The sequence below is a fragment of the Acinetobacter sp. NEB149 genome, assembly GCF_012516415.1.
GTDB lineage: Bacteria > Pseudomonadota > Gammaproteobacteria > Pseudomonadales > Moraxellaceae > Acinetobacter > Acinetobacter lwoffii_V.
This window is the reverse complement of sequence record NZ_CP051208.1, coordinates 886063-903798: the sequence shown is the minus strand read 5'-3', so window position 1 is coordinate 903798 and position 17736 is coordinate 886063. Positions and strand designations below refer to the sequence as shown.

The window sequence follows — 17736 nt, the reverse complement described above, 5'->3', positions numbered from 1 at the left end:
AATACTGATTAGGTAATATTATGTCTACATCGGATGCACAGCATTCTGCAGATTTAAGTGCAGAAACAGTTTCAGCTATTGCCAACCTTGCAAGGTTATCTCTCAATGATACGCAATCTGCTGAATATGCTCAAAGTTTAAATAAAATTTTAGGCATGATGGAAACCCTGAAAGGCATCAATACCGACGGTGTTGAACCACTGAAAAGCCCTTTCGACCACCCACAGCCTTTACGTGAAGATGTCGTGTCGGAAAGCAATCATCGTGAGGAATACCAAGCAGTTGCACCTGCTGTACAGGACGGTTTGTATCTCGTCCCACGCGTAATTGAGTAATTATTACCCAGTTCATTCTTTTTATTAAATTAAACGTAAAGAATTATTTCTCATGACAGATTTACATCGCTTATCCATTCGTGAACTTAGTGAAGGTCTGGCAAATGCCCAGTTTTCATCTCGCGAATTGACTGAACACTACTTAAAGCGCATCGCAAAAATTGATGCACAGGTCAAGGCTTATGTGACGGTAACTGCTGAACAGGCATTAGCTCAAGCTGATGCTGCCGATGCTGCAATCAAAGCTGGCAATGCCTCTGCCCTGACTGGTGTGCCAGTTGCCCATAAAGACATTTTCTGTACCCAAGGCATCAAGACCACTGCCGGTTCAAAAATGCTGGACAATTTTATCTCTCCTTACGACGCGACCGTTGTAGCGAAAGGTAAAGCTGCGGGCTTGGTCACTTTGGGTAAAGTGAACATGGACGAATTCGCGATGGGTTCGACCTCTGAAAACTCATATTACGGCGCAACGGCTAACCCTTGGAACTTGGGTCATGTCCCTGGCGGCTCTTCTGGTGGCTCTGCAGCAGCTGTGGCAGCGGATTTAGCACCGTTTGCTACCGGTACAGATACCGGTGGTTCTATCCGTCAACCTGCGTCATTCTGTGGTCTGACCGGCCTTAAACCGACCTATGGCCGTGTATCGCGTTTCGGTATGATTGCTTATGCCTCATCCCTAGACCAAGGCGGTCCGATGGCGCGTTCGGCAGAAGACTGTGCTTACCTGATGAATGTGATAGCCGGCCATGATGCCAAAGATTCAACCTCAATGGATCAAGCGGTAGATAACTATGTCGCGAACTTGAACGCTACCTCAGTAAAAGGCTTACGCATTGGTATTCCAAAGCAATATTTTAATGTTGCTGGTTTAGATGCTGAAGTCAAAGCACGCGTTGAAGAATCCTTAAAAAAACTGGAAGACATGGGCGCGATTCTGGTTGAGATTGATCTCAACATGACTGAAAGCTATGTGCTGACTTACTACCTGATCGCGCCAGCTGAAGCCTCTTCGAATCTGTCACGTTATGACGGCGTGCGTTATGGCTACCGCGCAGAAAACCCGGTGGACCTGATGGACCTGTACAAACGTTCACGTTCAGAAGGTTTTGGTGCAGAAGTACAACGCCGTATCCTGATTGGTACTTATGCTCTGTCTGCAGGTTATTACGATGCTTACTATGTAAAAGCACAGAAAGTACGTCGCCTGATCCAACAAGATTTCCTTAAAGCATTTGAATCTGTCGATGTCATCGCAGCACCTTCTGCGCCAACGACTGCCTATAAAATTGGTGCGGATTTAACTCCGGTTGAAATGTACCTGGGCGATATTTACACGCTTGCAGTAAACCTGGCAGGTCTTCCTGCGATTAACGCGCCTGTTGGTTTTGACCAGAACAACTTGCCAGTTGGCTTACAGCTGATTGGTAATTACTGGTCAGAATCTCAATTGTTGTCTGTGGTACACCAGTATCAACAGGCCACCGATTGGCATACAAAACGCGCTGCAATTGCTGAGGAGAACGCATAATGGCTCAAGCTCAAAAATCGGCTAAACCAAAATCCAACCTGATTGATGGTTGGGAAGTCGTTATTGGTATCGAGATTCACACTCAGCTTGCCACCAATACCAAAATTTTTTCAGGTTCATCGACTGTTTTCGGTAATGATCCAAACACGCAAGCCAGCCTGGTTGATTTGGCTATGCCGGGCGTATTACCGGTATTAAACAAAGAAGTGGTTGATCTTGCGATTCGCTTTGGTTTGGGCATCGATGCTTACATCGATCAGGCGTCTGTATTTGCGCGTAAAAACTACTTCTATCCGGACTCTCCAAAAGGCTATCAGATCAGCCAGATGGACAACCCGATTGTGGGCTTGGGTCATATCGACATCCAGCTTGAAGATGGCACGGTTAAACGCATTGGCGTAACCCGTGCGCATCTCGAAGAAGATGCGGGTAAATCGATTCATGATCAGTTCGAAGGTATGTCAGGCATCGACTTGAACCGTGCTGGTACGCCGCTGCTTGAAATCGTTTCTGAACCGGATATGCGTTCGGTTGAAGAAGCGGTTGCTTATATCAAGGCAATTCACACTTTAGTGCGCTGGTTAGGTATTTCTGACGGTAACATGGCGGAGGGTTCGTTCCGTTGTGACTGTAACGTGTCGTTACGTCGTCCGGGTCAACCGTTTGGTACACGTTGTGAATTGAAAAACCTGAACTCATTCCGTTTCATTGAACAAGCGATCAATGTTGAAATTGAACGTCAAATGGAAATTCTGGACTGGGATGGCACCATTGATCAGGAAACGCGTCTGTTCGACCCTGTAAAGATGGAAACGCGTTCTATGCGTTCAAAAGAAGAAGCCAACGATTACCGCTACTTCCCAGACCCTGACTTGTTGCCTGTAGTAATTGCAGATGAGCAAATCGAAGCGATTAAAGCGACCATGCCTGAGTTGCCTGCTGCACGTCGTGCGCGTTTCGTGGCGGACTTTGGTGTGACTGAGTACGATGCTCACGTTCTTACATTGACTCGTGAAATGTCAGAGTTTTATGAAGATGTTGTTAAAGCTGCTGGCGGTGCTGCACAAGGTAAGATTGCGGCAAACTGGGTAATGGGCGAATTCTCTGGTGCTTTAAATAAAGCCGGCTTAGACCTTGCTGACTCTCCTGTGTCGAGTGAAAAACTTGGCGGCATGATCGCGCGTATTGTCGACAACACCATTAGCGGCAAGATTGCAAAACAAGTGTTCGGCTTTATGTGGGACGAAGGCAAAACTGCGGACGAAATTATTGCGGAAAAAGGCTTGAAACAGGAAACTGATACAGGTGCGATTGAAGCGATTATTAAGGAAGTGCTTGCTGCCAACGAGAAGATGGTTGAAGAATACAAGTCTGGTAAAGAGAAAGCGTTCAACGGTCTAGTTGGTCAAGTGATGAAAGCGTCTAAGGGTAAAGCGAACCCTGCTCAAGTAAATGAATTGATGAAGAAATTGATTGGTTAATCTGATCTTTCTTTAAAAGAAAACCCGCTTTAGAGCGGGTTTTCTTTTAGGCATTAAAGAAGTTTCTAATTTCATTCACCCAAGGTATTTCTTCTTTATTCTTTACATTTTGAAGATATTTAAGTGCAAATATCACCTTCATATGATTACTATGTTTTTTGAAAAAACTCTTAAGTTCCCTATTTTCTGGAACAGAAAGCTTTAATGATAATGAAGATGGGTAATAGTTATGTTGTACCATATCTACTCTATTAGATTCACTAATAATTTTATCCAATTCAGGATATTCTTGTCTTAAATCATCAAGTGTATCAATAAATGTAATTCCATTTAAAACATCTTCGAGGACTGTTGATTTCGAAGCGACTGTAGAATTAACCTCTACTAAATCAGCAGACTCATTATTTTCATTAATAATTAAACGTCGATATTTTAACTTAGGATGTTGAGCATCATTTTTGATATGATTAGTATTAGCTTCCAATTTATCATCTGTATCGCACAATAAAAAAAATTTACCCTTCATTTCAGTTTTAAAGTCGTCAAAAGCTATTAGACTTCCGTCATAAATCAAAAAACGTACAATTTATTTGATCTTAAATTAATCAGCAAAATTATTTAATTCAATGGATAATCCTTGGATGAAATTCAAAGATATTCAAAAATTATCAGACGTTAAGTTTCGTAGGCTTACCGGTGTTAGTTGGGCTACATTTAACCTGATGTTGGCCGAGCTAAATAAGCAGTTACCTCGTCATATTGGTAAAGGACGACCGCATAAATTACCGTTAGAAGATCGTTTGCTCTTATGTATAGAATATTGGAGAGAATATCGAACATTTTTCCATCTTGGTATAAGTTACGGTGTATCTGAAACGAGTGCAATTCGTATCACACGTGTTATTGAAGATACCTTAATCCGTTCTGGAAAATTCAACTTGCCAAAACAACTTCCTAATCGAGATGAAGTGGATTGGGAAGTTGTTGTGATTGATGCCACTGAAATATTAGTTCAACGTCCAAAAAAAACAGAAGAAATGGTATAGCGGTAAAAAAAAGCGACATACCTTTAAATTTCAGCTATCTATGCACTATACAACAGGTGAAATACTGAGTGTATGTGGAAGTCATGGAAGCATGCATGATTTTAAAATATTTAAAAAAAGTATGAGGAAATTAAAATTTAAGCCCTTTTTTATCGTTGATAAGGGGTATTTAGGGATAAAAAAATTGGGTTTTGGATACCTCATGCCATCTAAAGCAAAGAAAACTGAAAAATTAGATTCTGAATTAAAAAAGTTAAATACAGAGATTGGTCGTAGACGAATTCAAGTAGAGCATGTATTTGGAAGGATGAAATGTTTTAAGATTTTATCTTGTGTATATAGAAATCGTCGTAAAAGATTAAACCTGCGGTTTAATTTACTTGCTGGCATATACAATTTAGATTGGGTGAAAGATAAACAATTAAATTGATTGAAAAATGATTTATGAAGGAAGTCTATTGAAAGATGGTTATACAATTTTTTAACTTCACTATATCCACCTACAGGTAAAATTCGTAATCTCTTATCATCAATAAGATCATCTAAAAAATATGACAAATAAATTTTTTCAGATGAACCTTCACAAATTAGCCAGTTAAAAGGATTTTCACTCATACTCCCATAAATAATTGCCTGTACTAAATCATTAATGCTTTTAAGCTGAATATTAATAGGCAATTTATTTTGAGAAATATCCTTTAAAATTTTTGTATCTTCACGATATTTTTCGATATTGATAAAATCAAAGGCATGATTATCCTGACTATCACGAGTAAGGATTACAGTATTTCCATCAACAACTGATGGGATATATCCATACCAATGCGTCGTAAATAGAACCTGAGAGCAATAATGTGTTGTTTCATACAAATCCTGAAACATATCAAAACAAGCAGAAATATGCAGAGATGATTCAGGCTCATCGAATCCAAAAATAATATACTTCTCTGAATTATTATCATTATTTTTCTTCAATAAGCTATTAGCAATGTCTAAAATTGCTTTTTGTTTTTCTCCTGAACTTAATTTAGTTATAGCAATAGATGAATTATCTTTTACTTTCACATGGCTTTGTTGCACAAAGATTTGAAATGCAAAGCGCCCCTAATTGAGCCAAATTTAAGGCGTAACTTGGGTAAGTGGTCGACCTAATTCCGTAAATCTGTTGAGGACTGCTACACGTGCATGAATTTCATTCACCTGACTAGGAAAGCTTCTTGCCATTAATTTATCGCCTAATAATTTGATGCAATGCATCTTGGTTTCCACCAAACTGCGCCGATGATAGCCTGACCATTTTTTCCATAATGTCCTGCCTAAACGTTTAACTGTTCGAAGTAATTCATTTCGCTCTAGCGAGCTACTCTTTGTATCTTTCCATGGTTTCGCATTTTTTCTAGGTGGAATCACCGCATGTGCTTGCCGATCTGCAATGACCTGACGGCATTGCTTGGTGTCATAAGCTCCATCGGTATAAACAGAGTCAATCTGCTCATCTTGTGGAATCTGATTAAGTAAATCACCAAGCACCTGTGAATCACTGACATTATTGGTTGTGAGCTGAATAGCGCGTATTTGTAGGGTTTTGGCATCTATACCAATATGTAGTTTACGCCATTGGCGACGATATTCAGCTCCATGTTTCTTGCGTTTCCATTCGCCCTCACCTAGAAACTTCATGCCTGTAGAGTCTACGAGTAGATGCAGCCCATCGCTACTTTTTTGGTAGCTGATTGCAATATCAATATGCTTTTGTCTTCTACAAAGCGTACTGTAATCTGGTGCGGTCCAATTTAATCCGCAAAGTTTAATCAGACTTTGCACAAAGCCAGTAACCATACGTAAAGATAGACGGAATAAGGATTTAATCATTAAGCAGCATTGGATAGCTGCGTCGGAGTAGGTTTGATTTCGCCCTTGTTTGCCTTTTGATGGAGCATACCATTGCGTAGCAGGATCAAACCAAATGGCAATATTTCCGCGACTCATGAGTGCTCGGTTATATGCGGGCCAATTGGTTGTGCGGTAGATTTTGTGTGTAGGCTTCTTCATTTGAAAATTATATCGCTGAAAAAGCCTTTACAGATAGGTTTGTGCAACAAAGCCGTTTAGTCATAGAACTGGCGTTCATCTTTCTTCGATTTTTTATCCTCTGATAAAATTTATCAATAAGAATTAAAAAATAATCTGAGATGCTAAATTAAGAGGCTGTTTAAATTGTATAGCTCTGCAATTGGTCCCAAGAAAATTTGATAATACGAAATTTCCCTCTAGCCAATATTAGTATTTTTTCTTTTAAGACAGCTTAGCCAATTTTAAAAATTATTAATTTTCATAAACTTAAGTTAAATATTTTAATTATATATACCTGATTTATAAATTTATTTAGATTATTCTATTTAAAAAGATCTCAAAATTACATCTCCCTCATATATTTAAAAATAAAAAAATAAATTAATAATAAATACTATATTCTAAAAAATTAATTAAAAAATACATATTCAAAAATAAAGATTAAATAATAAATCTTATTATGTAAAATCCTGAAAAACAATCAATCCAAGAAAATCTTAAAATATAAAATCCTCATAATTTATTTTTAAAATTTATTAACAATACTGGATTTCTACCAAAATATTTCTAAATCTTACAAAGTAACTGTACTTGTTAAAAGTGTTTCGTTTCTGCACTTAAAGCCAGTCTGTTAAATGAAATATGTTATAAATTTAATCAAAGCAATGACCATTCAGGTAATTCTAACTTTTAAATCAATTTAAATTCAGAGGCTTAGGTAGTATTTATGTCGACTCTAAAAGAAGATCAAGACCTAGAAGATTCACTTGCTACATCTTCTTATATATTACCTCAAGTGATTTTAAATCAGCTCAAACCTATTATTTATTCTCACAAACTTGTTTTATTTCTTGATATTGATGGAACCATTTCTGAATTCCACCCAGATCCAGCAAAAAGTATAATTAAGAGCGGAACCTTAAATACCTTAAAAGAGTTACAACAATATATTCAGCTAATATTAGTGACCGGTCGCTCAATTACACAAGCCCAAAAACTTATTTATCCATTTGACTGGAATATTGCCGGTTCTCACGGTCTGGAATTAAGCTATCAATCGCGTTTAAGCAAGTTAATTGATTTAAATCCTGAACAGTTTGAATTATTAAAAAATTATATTACAGAACATAGTAATAATATTCCTCAGACTCGAATAGAAATTAAAGACTATTCAGTCGCCCTGCATTTTCGTGAACATCCCTATTTAGAGCATCAAGTGCATGCATTTGCCTTGAATTGTCTTACTCATTTTCAGGATTTTGAACTTAAGGCTGGAAAGTTTGTATTCGAACTGGTGCCCAAAGGGGCAAATAAAGGTTCAGCCATCCAGCAAATCATTCAGCAATATCACTTAAGTGATCATTACCCCATTTTTATCGGAGATGACCTGACCGACGAAGCCGGTTTTCAAGTCATCAACACATTCAAAGGCTGCTCTATCAAAGTCGGTACAGGCAACACCGTGGCACAACATCGCCTCGAAAACGTGACTCAAGTACAGGCTTTTCTAGCAGAATTTTTAGAAATACTGAAAGCACAACAACAATTATTATTGGAGAAATTACATGTCGAAACTCATAGTGTTATCAAATCGTGTAAATCTACCTAAGTCAGACAATACACAGGCAGGTGGATTAGCGGTGGCATTGCAGGATGCTTTGCAGGATATAGGCGGTATCTGGGTTGGCTGGAATGGATCCCGAGTTGACCAGACGAAAGAGCAGAAGTTTCAAATCCTGAAGCATCAAAATGTTGAATATCACACGAGTCCATTGACTGAATCCCAATATCAAGGCTTTTATTGTGGTTTTGCCAACAATGCATTGTGGCCGCTGATGCACGACCAGCATCAACTTGTAGATTATCAGCCGCAGGATTTTAAGATCTATCAGGATGTCAATTTGCGTTTTGCCAAGCACCTGAAACAGGTGGCATCTCCATATGACATTATCTGGATCCATGATTATCATTTTTTAAGCGTGGCGCATTATTGCCGTAAACTGGGCATGCGTAACCGTATTGGCTTTTTCCTGCATATCCCCTTTCCTGAACTAAGGCTCTGGCAGACTTTACCCGCCCATCGCGATCTGGCACATCATTTGGCCAACTACGATGTACTGGGTTTGCAGACCTCTCGCGATCAGGAAAACTGTTTAAATTTCCTTGAACAGACCTTAAAAGTGCAGCATCGTCACAATGAAATCCTGAATTATCAATCTCGAAAGATTCATGTGAAATGCTATCCGATTGGTGTGCATCCTGTGCAACTACAGAATCAGGCCTCAGATACCCATCTGGAAAAGCTTCCCTTTGATCTGGATACAGTGCAGCCTTATAAAACCATCATTTCAGTTGACCGGATTGATTATAGTAAAGGCTTATTGGAAAAAATCGGATCGTTGCAGAGCTTGTTAGAAGATCAACCGGAGTTTAAAAATCAATTCCAGCAATTACAAATTGCCTGTCCATGCCGACTGGATGTAAAGACCTATAAGAACCTGTATACGCAATTTAAAGCTGCTGTGCATGAACTCAATAGCCAGCATGGCACAGCGGACTGGTTACCCTTCGATTGCAGCTATGATACTTTGGGCCATGAGGCCTTGATGCAACTGTATCGTAAGGCAGATATTTGCTGGATAAATTCGATCCGGGATGGTATGAATCTGGTCGCCAAGGAATATATTGCTGCACAGGATCCTTTAGATCCGGGTGTCTTGATTCTATCTAAATATGCCGGTGCTGCTGAACAAATGAAAGAAGCCTTACTGGTCGATCCTTATGAGCATGACAGTATGGCCAAAGCCTTGAAGAAAGCGCTACGTATGTCTAAATCAGAACGTTTAGAGCGCTATCGTTATTTAAGCCAAGGCTTGAAAAATTTCGATATTATTCGCTGGCGTGATCAGTTTATCACTGACCTGAAAAACTCACAAAGCTTGCGGATCTATCGTCCCGTGGCTGCAGGAGCTTCAAACCAGTTCAGTGTACATGCCTAAATTTTTAAGTAAAAAAACACCAGCATTAAGCTGGTGTTTCGTTTTGAAGAGGAGCCACAATCTCTTCGCTTTGTTGTACTTCGTTTGGGTCTGCAGTGAGATGATTCAAAATCACAATACTCAATAGACCAATCGCAATGACGCTAAATACTAAGCTCAATCCGATGATTTCACTGCCGAAGCCGACCAATGCCGGTCCAATTAATGAACCTGTATAAGCAAATACCGATACATAAGACAATGCCACATGTGAAGCCAAAGTTTTTTGACGTCCTGCACGGGAAAACATTAACGGTACAATGTTGGCACTACCTAAACCTAAAATCGCATAACCCACCAACACTACTTGCCAGACTGGTGCAAAGACTACGGTTAATAAACCGGTTGCAGCCAAGAGTGCGCTTAACAGAATCGTATTTTTTTCACCAAACTGCTGAATAATCAGGTGTCCACTAAAGCGTCCCAACACCATCAAACCCGCAAAGAAACTATAAGCCAAACCGGTTTGCGCCGCAGGCAGGCTGAACTCAGTAGCAAGATAAATACCACTCCAGTCCATAGCGGCACCTTCTGACAGAAAAGCCACAAAACAGATCAGACCAATGCCTAAAATCGCCCAGGTCGGCGCTGCTTTTTTCACCGACTGTTCTGATGATGTTTCTTCTACCGCCGTTTTTGGCTCAGCACCCAAGCTCAAAGGAACAGCAAATAAGGCAATAAGCAGCAAAATCACACTGACAATCACCGCACCAGTTAAAGGCGCCAAGCCGAATCCCATTAACATGGTCATGCCCAGTACGCCTGCTAGACCACCTAAACTACACACTCCATGAAAACCTGACATTAAACTTTTACCGAGTTTTTTCTCAATCTGTGCAGCCTGAATATTGACAGTCACGCCCAAAGCCCCGGCACTGGCACCAAAGAAAAACAGGCTGATGGCCATCATTAAATGATTCGGACTATAAGCCAGAGCAGGCAGAATGAACAAAAATGCACTGAGAATTACGGCTAAAACAGTACGGCAACCTAAGGCATTGGCCAGTCGGCCGGCCAGTGGCATCGCCAACATTGAACCAATCCCGGCACACAGCAATAACAGGCCAAAATCAGCATGATTTAATAACAGGCGCTGCTGTGCATATGGAATTAAGGGTGCCCAAGCCGCAGTACTAAAGCCTAAGCTAAAGAAGCACAACGCAGTCGCTATTTTCTGCCATAGATATGGTGATGGAGACTGAATTCGAGAAAGCAGTGTTTGATTGAACATTGTATTACCAAAAAAGAAGGCTCAGGCATCCATTACCGATCATCCATAGAAAAACCCTACAGACTTATAGCTAGAATGTATAAGTTTGCGGGGCTGAATTTGCGTGAATTATAAACAGAATAAATTTAAATGGAATAGTTTTTAGACACTAATTTTAAGATTTTTTACAAGTATCTGATTGTATAAAATTTATAGTTTTATGCTTTTATTTGCATAGGCTGATCGGTTCTTTCGCGGCCTGCTTAAGCTCAAGTTTTTGTAGAAAATGTGCAAAACCTGCAGCAATTTTTGAGCTAAGACGACTGCTGGTAGTGACTCTCAGCTGATTCGACCAGACAATCTGCGCGTCAGCTTTTTCTAAACGACGGATGAAATCGACATCTTCATGACAGTCCAGTTGCTGAAACCCATTGACCTGTATATAAGCCGAAGCTTTAAAACACAGGTTTGCGCCATGAACATGCCGATGTCCCATGCTGTCCTGATAATGTCGGAGATAAGCCTGACGGGTTTTGCGGCTTAAATGATCCCATTGATCCAGCTCGACTACACCACAAATCGCATCGGTGGGTTGATGCTGTAACATGACCTGAAACCAGTCGCACTGTACAAAAGAATCCGCATCGGTGCAGCAAATCCAATCACAACCTTGCTCGATCATCTGCTGAATCCCCAAATGGCGTGCCTTACCGACATTTCGGAAGTTGCAACTGATAGCTGGAATGTTCATTTGCTGAACTTTAGCAGCGGTACTATCAGTACAATGGTCCAAGACCACGAGAATCTGGATTTCAGGAAGATTTTTTATTGTTTTAAAGTATTGAAAAAAATAAGTTTGTGCTGATTTTAACGCTAATAGGCAGCGTTCAATATAGGCTTCTTCATTACAGGCCGGAATCACCACACCGATTTTCTTCATCTCAAACCCTCCTGCTCTGCCACAGATTGCGCTGAATTCAGCCAGAGATCTACCAAAAAATCGGAGTCCTGCAAGCTTAAACAATGTTCATAGTTTAAATGCGCTTTGAGATACTGATGGACATCTTCACCATTTAGGCTAAATCCCGAGATTGGCGCGCGCCAATGACAACTCAAGATACATCCGCCCGGTTCCAGTGCAGTATGCAGCCATGTCAGCACCTGTTGCAGAGCAATCGGGTTCAAATAATATAAAATCTCACTGACGACAATGAGCTGAAATTTCTGTTCGGGCAAATCATCTGGCACGATCCGCTGTAACACCTGTACATGCGGATAAGCTTGTAAACGCTGCTGCGCCAAATGGATCGCAGTATTATTGGCATCCAGACACATTAAGCTATTTGTCCGCCGCGCCAGTTCCTGACTAAAGATGCCATTACTGCAACCAATCTCAATCGCGGAGTCAAACTGCAAGTGCGGCAAGATCGCCAGACAAATCTGCCGTTTGCGCTGTTCATACCAACGCTGTTCATATTGCCAGGGATCTCCCTGATTCAGTGCATATAAGGCATCGAAATATTCCTGATCATAGGCTGCTTTACTGTTCATACAGATACACCTCCCAGGGCTGTAAAATACGTTGTAATGCCTGCTCTGACAGAATCGGTGATTGATCTATCGTCGGATCAAGCTCGATCTGGCTCTTAAAACACCGCGCAGCTCGAGACTTATATTGTAATTCTTCCTCAGTTAATTTGAGTTGATGAGCGACGGTCCAGGGAATTCTGGTATCTCCAGGTGTTGCCCAATGCCATGCCCAAATCAAGACCTGAATACAGGGCAAATGAAGTTCAGTGGCCAGCTGCTGTGTGACCTGCCCCGTAATTTCATGATCTGGATGTCCATCATGAACAAATGTGCTAATTAACACATCATTCGGTTGCAGATAAGATTGCAGATGCTGTTGCAACACATCCCGCTGTTCGGCCACCTTGCCATCTTGAATATCTAAAGCGATCCGCAAGATATTCTGTTTTAAAGGTAACGCTTCTAAAGCTGCTCGCGTTTCAGCAGGACGAATCTGGTTCAACTCTTCGGGAGTATATAGACTAGAGCCGGGATGACTGGCTGTCCCATTGGTAACGGCAAAAAGTATGATCTGATAGCCAAGTTTGTCCAGACGCTGAATCAGGCCTCCACAGCCCAAAATTTCATCATCAGGATGAGGGGCAATGATGCAGACTCTGGCATCTAGAGGAATAATCTTAGGAATATCAAATTCCGGCATCTGTTGCAGGATCTGACAGGAACGCCATTCTTCAAGTCTTGTGCCTTCACCATGGATGACACGATCCCCTACAATCTCATGTCTTATAACGTCCATAATTGTTCCTCCTGTGCAGTCAGCTCGCCAATCCGCTCCAAGTCAAATGCAGCATGACTTTGACGAATAAATACCGGAAGATCTGCTGCAAGCCGAGCGAAATGCGGATGCTCACAATACGGCCCAGCACCAAGTGCCTTACCTACATGAGTTAGTACATTTAAGGCAGTCGCTTCCACCTGAGCACGTAGGCTACGAATCTTTAACTCATGTGCGTGTTGCGGTTGCTGATCAATCAATGCAGCAACTTGATAAAATAAGGACTGTGTCGCTAAAAGCTCCCGACTAATTTCACCGAGATACATGGCCTTATAGGCATGCGGTTTTAACAATACTGCCTGTCTTAAATATTCAGCCAAACGCACGGTTGCGCCATACCAGCACGCGGCCACACCTGCGGCGCCATGCCAGAATCCGGGCCGATCCAGATAGGCATTTGGAGCTGCGACTTTTTCCGCCTTAACCTGATCCAGTTCAAGCCGGGCAGTCAAGGTATGCTGCATGCCCACTGCCTGCCAGGCATCCTGATGATGCTGAATGCCTTCTTGTGACAAATCTAGAATCAGTAATTGGGATTGTTGCTGCTCATCACGGTAAGTCAGCAGACCGTGTTGCACCCAGACCGATGCAGAACACCAGGGCTTAATTCCGCTTAGCTTTCTTGCTTGCAATGTTAAAGGTTTGGGACCGCCTTCTGCCGCCCATACTGCCCATAAGCCTTTTTGTTCTACCGGAATATTCAGTTCATGCAGAATAGCTAAAGCATCTAAATGCGATTCATACAGTTTGCCCAGGCTCAAATTGCTTGCCGAAACCTGACTAAGCATCTGCCAGCGTTTTAAGGTCGCTCCGGAAGCGGGATAAGGCACCTGAGCGGAAATCTCTACCAGCTCCATTAAAGTGTGGTGAATTTTTTCTTGTAGCTCCAGAGGAGAAGTTTCAAATCTTTGTAATATTGAACCGAGGTTCATGCATGCGGTTCCTCATAAAATACGGATAATGTTGTTGTGTTTGTAAAGTCAGTTAATGAGAAAGCTTGCGCATTTGTTTTAAACGTGTGGTCAGCCCTAATACCTTACGGCGTGCATTAATCTCTTCTTCATTGAAACAAAGTTGCTGCATCAGTTCAGCTAAAGGCAAATGATTATGTTCAATCAGATAAATATCCTGCTCTCTGCTCCATTTGGCTTGCTGTGCTTGCGCTAACAACTTTTTGACGTCCGGTCTCACCATCTCTTCATCCATTTTAAAACCATGAGGATAGAAGCCGGAGCCTCTATCCTCTAAAACATAAATTGGATCGTTTAGGCAGGAATTGCTTCCGCAATCGCTTCACGCGCCCAGACACGATGGTTCAGGATCAAAGTCTTGAAGCTATCTTGTACTGCTTCAAACTGTCCGTTTGCCAGAGTTCCTTCATCGCTAACCAAGCGCAGATCCTCAATCAGCTTGCCTTTATCGCCCAGGAACACGATTGGTTTTAAATGCTTGTAAGCTTCCAGCAGATAATGAGTCGCCACACCATCTTTCATCACCACATCGTAATTGTCACCGTCAGCAATCACCACAGCATCATAGGCAATGGATGGTTCTGCTTTTTGCATACCATCGGAAGGAATCACCTCGCCTTGCTGACCCAGTACCGGGCCCGGTTTTGGGGTCAGTACATCGACCACAGCCCCTTCTGATTCTGCCCAAGCTTGAACAGCTTTGATACTGGCCTCATTGGCCTTGTCGTGCACCAATAGCGCAATTTTGCGTGCCTTAATATCTTCAGGTTTAAATGCCTCAAAAGATAAACGTGGTGAAACCTGCACCTCTGGCAATTTTGCCGCCTTTTTCTCTGCCGGAATTTCAATACCCAATTGGTCAGCAACCTGCTGTGCCAAGTCCAGATCGATATTGCAGAGCACTTCAAGTACTTCACGTTCACGAATATATTTGCGCTCCACCTTGCTCAGCTCGAAGACATAGGCATCGACAATGTGCTTTTGCTCATGTGGTGCCTGGCTGCGGTAGAAAAGACGGGCCTGACTAAAGTGATCACTGAATGATTCGCTACGCTGACGGATCTTGTGTCCATCAATACGCTCCTGATAGCTTTCAAAACCACCACCTTGTGCTGCGGGCGGAGTTTCAGCCGGCCAGTTATTGTCAATCGAGTTCGGCTCATAACTGGCTTGACCGGTATGCACAATACGCTGATGTAGACCGTCACGCTGGTTATTGTGGAATGGACAAACCGGCTTATTGATTGGAATCTGGTGGAAGTTCGGGCCACCCAAACGGCTGAGCTGAGTATCAGTATAGGAGAACAGACGTGCCTGCAGTAACGGATCATTGGTAAAATCCAGTCCCGGCACAATATGTCCCGGACAGAAGGCCACCTGCTCGGTTTCACCGAAGAAATAATCGACATTACGGTTCAGCACCATTCTGCCAATCGGCGTCACCGGCACCAGTTCTTCCGGAATAATTTTGGTTGGATCCAGTAAGTCGAAGTCGTACTTCATCTCATCTTCTTCTGGAACCACCTGTACACCTAGTTCCCATTCCGGATAGTTACCGGAGGCAATCGCTTCATATAAGTCACGACGATGGAAATCCGGATCTTTACCCGCCAGTTTTTGTGCTTCATCCCAGACCAGTTGGGCGAGACCCTGTTTTGGCGTCCAATGGAATTTCACAAAAACCGCTTTATTCTCGGCATTGATAAAACGGAAAGTATGTACACCAAAGCCTTGAATGGCTCTTAAATTACGCGGAATACCCCGATCCGACATGGCCCACATCACCGCATGTGCAGATTCAGGCACTAAGGAAACAAAATCCCAAAAAGTATCATGTGCAGATGCACCGGTAGGAATCTCGGTCTGTGGTTCAGGCTTGACCGCATGTACAAAATCCGGGAACTTGATCCCATCCTGGATAAAGAATACCGGCGCATCATTCGCTACCAGATCGAAGTTACCTTCATCCGTATAAAACTTGGTGGCAAAACCACGGATATCACGTACCGTATCTGCTGAACCACGTGGTCCCTGTACGGTAGAAAAACGCACAAATACTGGCGTTTGCACACTGGTATTGGTCAGGAAGCCTGCCTTGGTCAGTTTTTCATTCCCCGGATAAGCCTCAAAATAGCCATGTGCGCCGACACCGCGGGCATGCACAATACGTTCTGGAATTCGCTCATGGTCAAAATGGGTAATTTTTTCCCGAAGAATAAAATCTTCGATCAAGGTCGCACCGCGAACGCCTGCCTTGAGACTGTTCTGGTTATCGGAAATTTTAACCCCTTGATTGGTGGTGAGTGCCTGCTCGGTCGCATCACTGCGATATGCGTCGAGCTGTTCACTTTTTTTATTGGTATTTTGTTTGTCTAAACCGTCTTTACCAGTCGCGGGGCTATTGGCCTTAATTTTCATGATGTATTCCTTGCTGAGCTTGAGTTTAGTTCAGATATTTTTGGTCTATCTCAAAGTCGCTTGAGCTTATATATTGCATGGCTTACCGAATCAAAATCATCCCGCAAGTCAATCTGCTACAGCCGATCCTGTATCAGCCTCACATTTCTTCTGAATATGCTGACTCGAAGCATTTTTGCTTTTCTGGGAATATTGTTATTGGTTTCGCCTGTGTCCTAACATAACTGCATTTGAGAAAGAGATTTATTATTGTTTGTAGTGCCTTGTTTAATTAAGGCAGCATTGTGTTACTTTTTATAAATTTCGGGTTTATTAATGATTCATATTTTCATCTAAGTTATTTATTTAAAATAAAATATTAAAATTTCGCAGAGATATTTCAAAATAAATATTCAGTGTGGTGATATGTGATCTTGCTCATAAATAGACGTCATAACCTAACACGATGTTTCAATCCTGAAATGATTAGGACTTTTTTAGAAGTTCAATTTGCTCTAAGAAATTAATATGCTACCGCTGAAGATGGTCAGAACTTGACAGATTTAAATAGTTACAATCCCGCGCCCTGCTTATACATAATGACTAAACTTCCTGCCTTTATATTGATCTAATATCTATAACTTATAACCACTTAAATCTCTTAGCCTGTTAGATCAAATACAAAGTCATAGAGATCATTTCATCTCTTGGTTCGGGCTTCAGATACATCCGACTTTATTTTAATACACCGTATCGCGTTAAGTTTGAAGGAGTAAGAGCATGGCCTCTTCTAAAAAAGAATCTAAAGCAATGAAAATTGATATCGGGATTTCGCATGATGATCGCGCCAAAATTGTCGATGGTTTATCCAGACTTTTAGCAGACAGTTATACCCTGTATTTGATGACCCATAATTTCCACTGGAATGTCACCGGCCCCCAGTTCAACAGCCTGCACAACATGTTTATGACTCAATATACCGAGCAATGGAATGCGTTGGACATCATTGCTGAACGTATTCGTGCTCTAGGTTTTGCAGCACCCGGCACTTATAAACAGTTTGTAAAACTCACCTCCATTAAAGAAGTCGAAGGTGTGCCTAAAGCCGAAGAAATGATACGTTTACTGGTAGATGCACATGAAACTGTGGCACGTACCGCCAGAAGTATTTTTTCGATCATTGAAGAAGCCAATGATCAGCCGACCGCTGACATTCTCACGCAAAGACTGGAAGTACACGAAAAAACTGCCTGGATGCTGAGAAGCAATCTGGAACAATAAAATCGGAT

Annotated in this window: 17 protein-coding genes and 1 pseudogene; 8 read left to right on the top strand and 10 right to left on the bottom strand. The window is 41.7% G+C overall.

Going from position 1 to position 17736, the window contains the following annotated elements:
• The first annotated feature begins 20 nt into the window (after positions 1-20).
• The 3 genes from gatC to gatB are packed head-to-tail and all read left to right on the top strand — an operon-like array spanning position 21 to position 3347.
• Positions 21-335: an Asp-tRNA(Asn)/Glu-tRNA(Gln) amidotransferase subunit GatC gene (gatC, locus tag HGD77_RS04225; protein ID WP_004279359.1), complete on the top strand. Its 315-nt coding sequence runs from the start codon at positions 21-23 to the stop codon at positions 333-335.
• Positions 336-387: 52 nt separating this feature from the next.
• Positions 388-1866 carry an Asp-tRNA(Asn)/Glu-tRNA(Gln) amidotransferase subunit GatA gene (gene gatA, locus HGD77_RS04220; protein ID WP_004730378.1) on the top strand — a complete coding sequence of 493 codons (1479 nt, stop codon included), beginning with the start codon at positions 388-390 and terminating at the stop codon, positions 1864-1866.
• A complete protein-coding gene (gene gatB, locus HGD77_RS04215) occupies positions 1866-3347 on the top strand; it encodes an Asp-tRNA(Asn)/Glu-tRNA(Gln) amidotransferase subunit GatB (RefSeq protein ID WP_004730380.1) in 1482 nt (493 codons plus the stop codon). The genes gatA and gatB overlap by 1 nt, the downstream gene beginning before the upstream one ends.
• A gap of 46 nt (positions 3348-3393) precedes the next feature.
• On the opposite strand, the gene HGD77_RS04210 is transcribed toward gatB, so the two are convergent.
• Positions 3394-3852, bottom strand: coding sequence for a hypothetical protein (locus tag HGD77_RS04210; protein ID WP_138743026.1), 459 nt, complete (start codon positions 3850-3852; stop codon positions 3394-3396).
• Positions 3853-3988: 136 nt separating this feature from the next.
• Here HGD77_RS04210 and HGD77_RS04205 point away from each other — a divergent pair, with 136 nt between their 5' ends.
• Together HGD77_RS04205 and HGD77_RS04200 are read left to right on the top strand one after the other, a co-directional pair.
• Positions 3989-4393 carry a transposase family protein gene (locus HGD77_RS04205; RefSeq protein ID WP_005103592.1) on the top strand — a complete coding sequence of 135 codons (405 nt, stop codon included), beginning with the start codon at positions 3989-3991 and terminating at the stop codon, positions 4391-4393.
• 37 nt (positions 4394-4430) lie between these two features.
• Positions 4431-4733: pseudogene (locus tag HGD77_RS04200) on the top strand (transposase family protein); the annotation flags it as partial.
• Here the strand turns inward: HGD77_RS04200 and HGD77_RS16940 are convergent.
• The gene (locus HGD77_RS16940; RefSeq protein ID WP_228761460.1) at positions 4676-5473 is read right to left on the bottom strand and encodes an AAA family ATPase; all 798 of its coding nucleotides are present in this window, start codon (positions 5471-5473) and stop codon (positions 4676-4678) included. The pseudogene HGD77_RS04200 and the gene HGD77_RS16940 sit on opposite strands and share 58 nt — an antisense overlap.
• A gap of 39 nt (positions 5474-5512) precedes the next feature.
• Positions 5513-6445 carry an IS5-like element IS17 family transposase gene (locus HGD77_RS04190; RefSeq protein ID WP_000743272.1) on the bottom strand — a complete coding sequence of 311 codons (933 nt, stop codon included), beginning with the start codon at positions 6443-6445 and terminating at the stop codon, positions 5513-5515.
• A gap of 748 nt (positions 6446-7193) precedes the next feature.
• Between HGD77_RS04190 and otsB the strand changes: the two genes are divergently transcribed.
• Both otsB and HGD77_RS04180 read left to right on the top strand, forming a co-directional pair.
• Positions 7194-8075, top strand: coding sequence for a trehalose-phosphatase (gene otsB, locus HGD77_RS04185; RefSeq protein ID WP_004730399.1), 882 nt, complete (start codon positions 7194-7196; stop codon positions 8073-8075).
• A complete protein-coding gene (locus tag HGD77_RS04180; protein ID WP_004730400.1) occupies positions 8032-9465 on the top strand; it encodes a trehalose-6-phosphate synthase in 1434 nt (477 codons plus the stop codon). The genes otsB and HGD77_RS04180 overlap by 44 nt, the downstream gene beginning before the upstream one ends.
• A 25-nt stretch (positions 9466-9490) precedes the next feature.
• Here HGD77_RS04180 and HGD77_RS04175 read toward each other — a convergent pair whose 3' ends face one another.
• From HGD77_RS04175 to katE, 7 genes are all read right to left on the bottom strand, one after another.
• On the bottom strand, positions 9491-10735 hold the full coding sequence (locus tag HGD77_RS04175) for an MFS transporter (RefSeq protein WP_004730402.1): 1245 nt from the start codon (positions 10733-10735) through the stop codon (positions 9491-9493).
• A 205-nt stretch (positions 10736-10940) separates the two neighbouring features.
• A complete protein-coding gene (locus tag HGD77_RS04170) occupies positions 10941-11654 on the bottom strand; it encodes a glycosyltransferase (protein ID WP_004730403.1) in 714 nt (237 codons plus the stop codon).
• Complete coding sequence (locus HGD77_RS04165; RefSeq protein ID WP_004730404.1) at positions 11651-12265, bottom strand: class I SAM-dependent DNA methyltransferase; 615 nt, start codon at positions 12263-12265, stop codon at positions 11651-11653. Before HGD77_RS04165 ends, HGD77_RS04170 begins: the two co-directional genes overlap by 4 nt.
• Positions 12255-13040 carry a PIG-L deacetylase family protein gene (locus HGD77_RS04160; RefSeq protein WP_004730407.1) on the bottom strand — a complete coding sequence of 262 codons (786 nt, stop codon included), beginning with the start codon at positions 13038-13040 and terminating at the stop codon, positions 12255-12257. The genes HGD77_RS04165 and HGD77_RS04160 overlap by 11 nt, the downstream gene beginning before the upstream one ends.
• Positions 13028-14011 carry an acyl-CoA dehydrogenase gene (locus HGD77_RS04155; protein WP_138742652.1) on the bottom strand — a complete coding sequence of 328 codons (984 nt, stop codon included), beginning with the start codon at positions 14009-14011 and terminating at the stop codon, positions 13028-13030. Before HGD77_RS04155 ends, HGD77_RS04160 begins: the two co-directional genes overlap by 13 nt.
• Positions 14012-14063: 52 nt before the next feature.
• Positions 14064-14273, bottom strand: coding sequence for a hypothetical protein (locus HGD77_RS04150; protein ID WP_004730408.1), 210 nt, complete (start codon positions 14271-14273; stop codon positions 14064-14066).
• Between the two features lie 71 nt (positions 14274-14344).
• Entirely contained in the window at positions 14345-16468 is a 2124-nt protein-coding gene (gene katE, locus HGD77_RS04145; protein ID WP_004730411.1) for a catalase HPII, read from the bottom strand.
• 759 nt (positions 16469-17227) lie between these two features.
• Between katE and HGD77_RS04140 the strand changes: the two genes are divergently transcribed.
• Positions 17228-17728, top strand: coding sequence for a Dps family protein (locus tag HGD77_RS04140; RefSeq protein ID WP_004646199.1), 501 nt, complete (start codon positions 17228-17230; stop codon positions 17726-17728).
• Positions 17729-17736 lie beyond the last annotated feature (8 nt).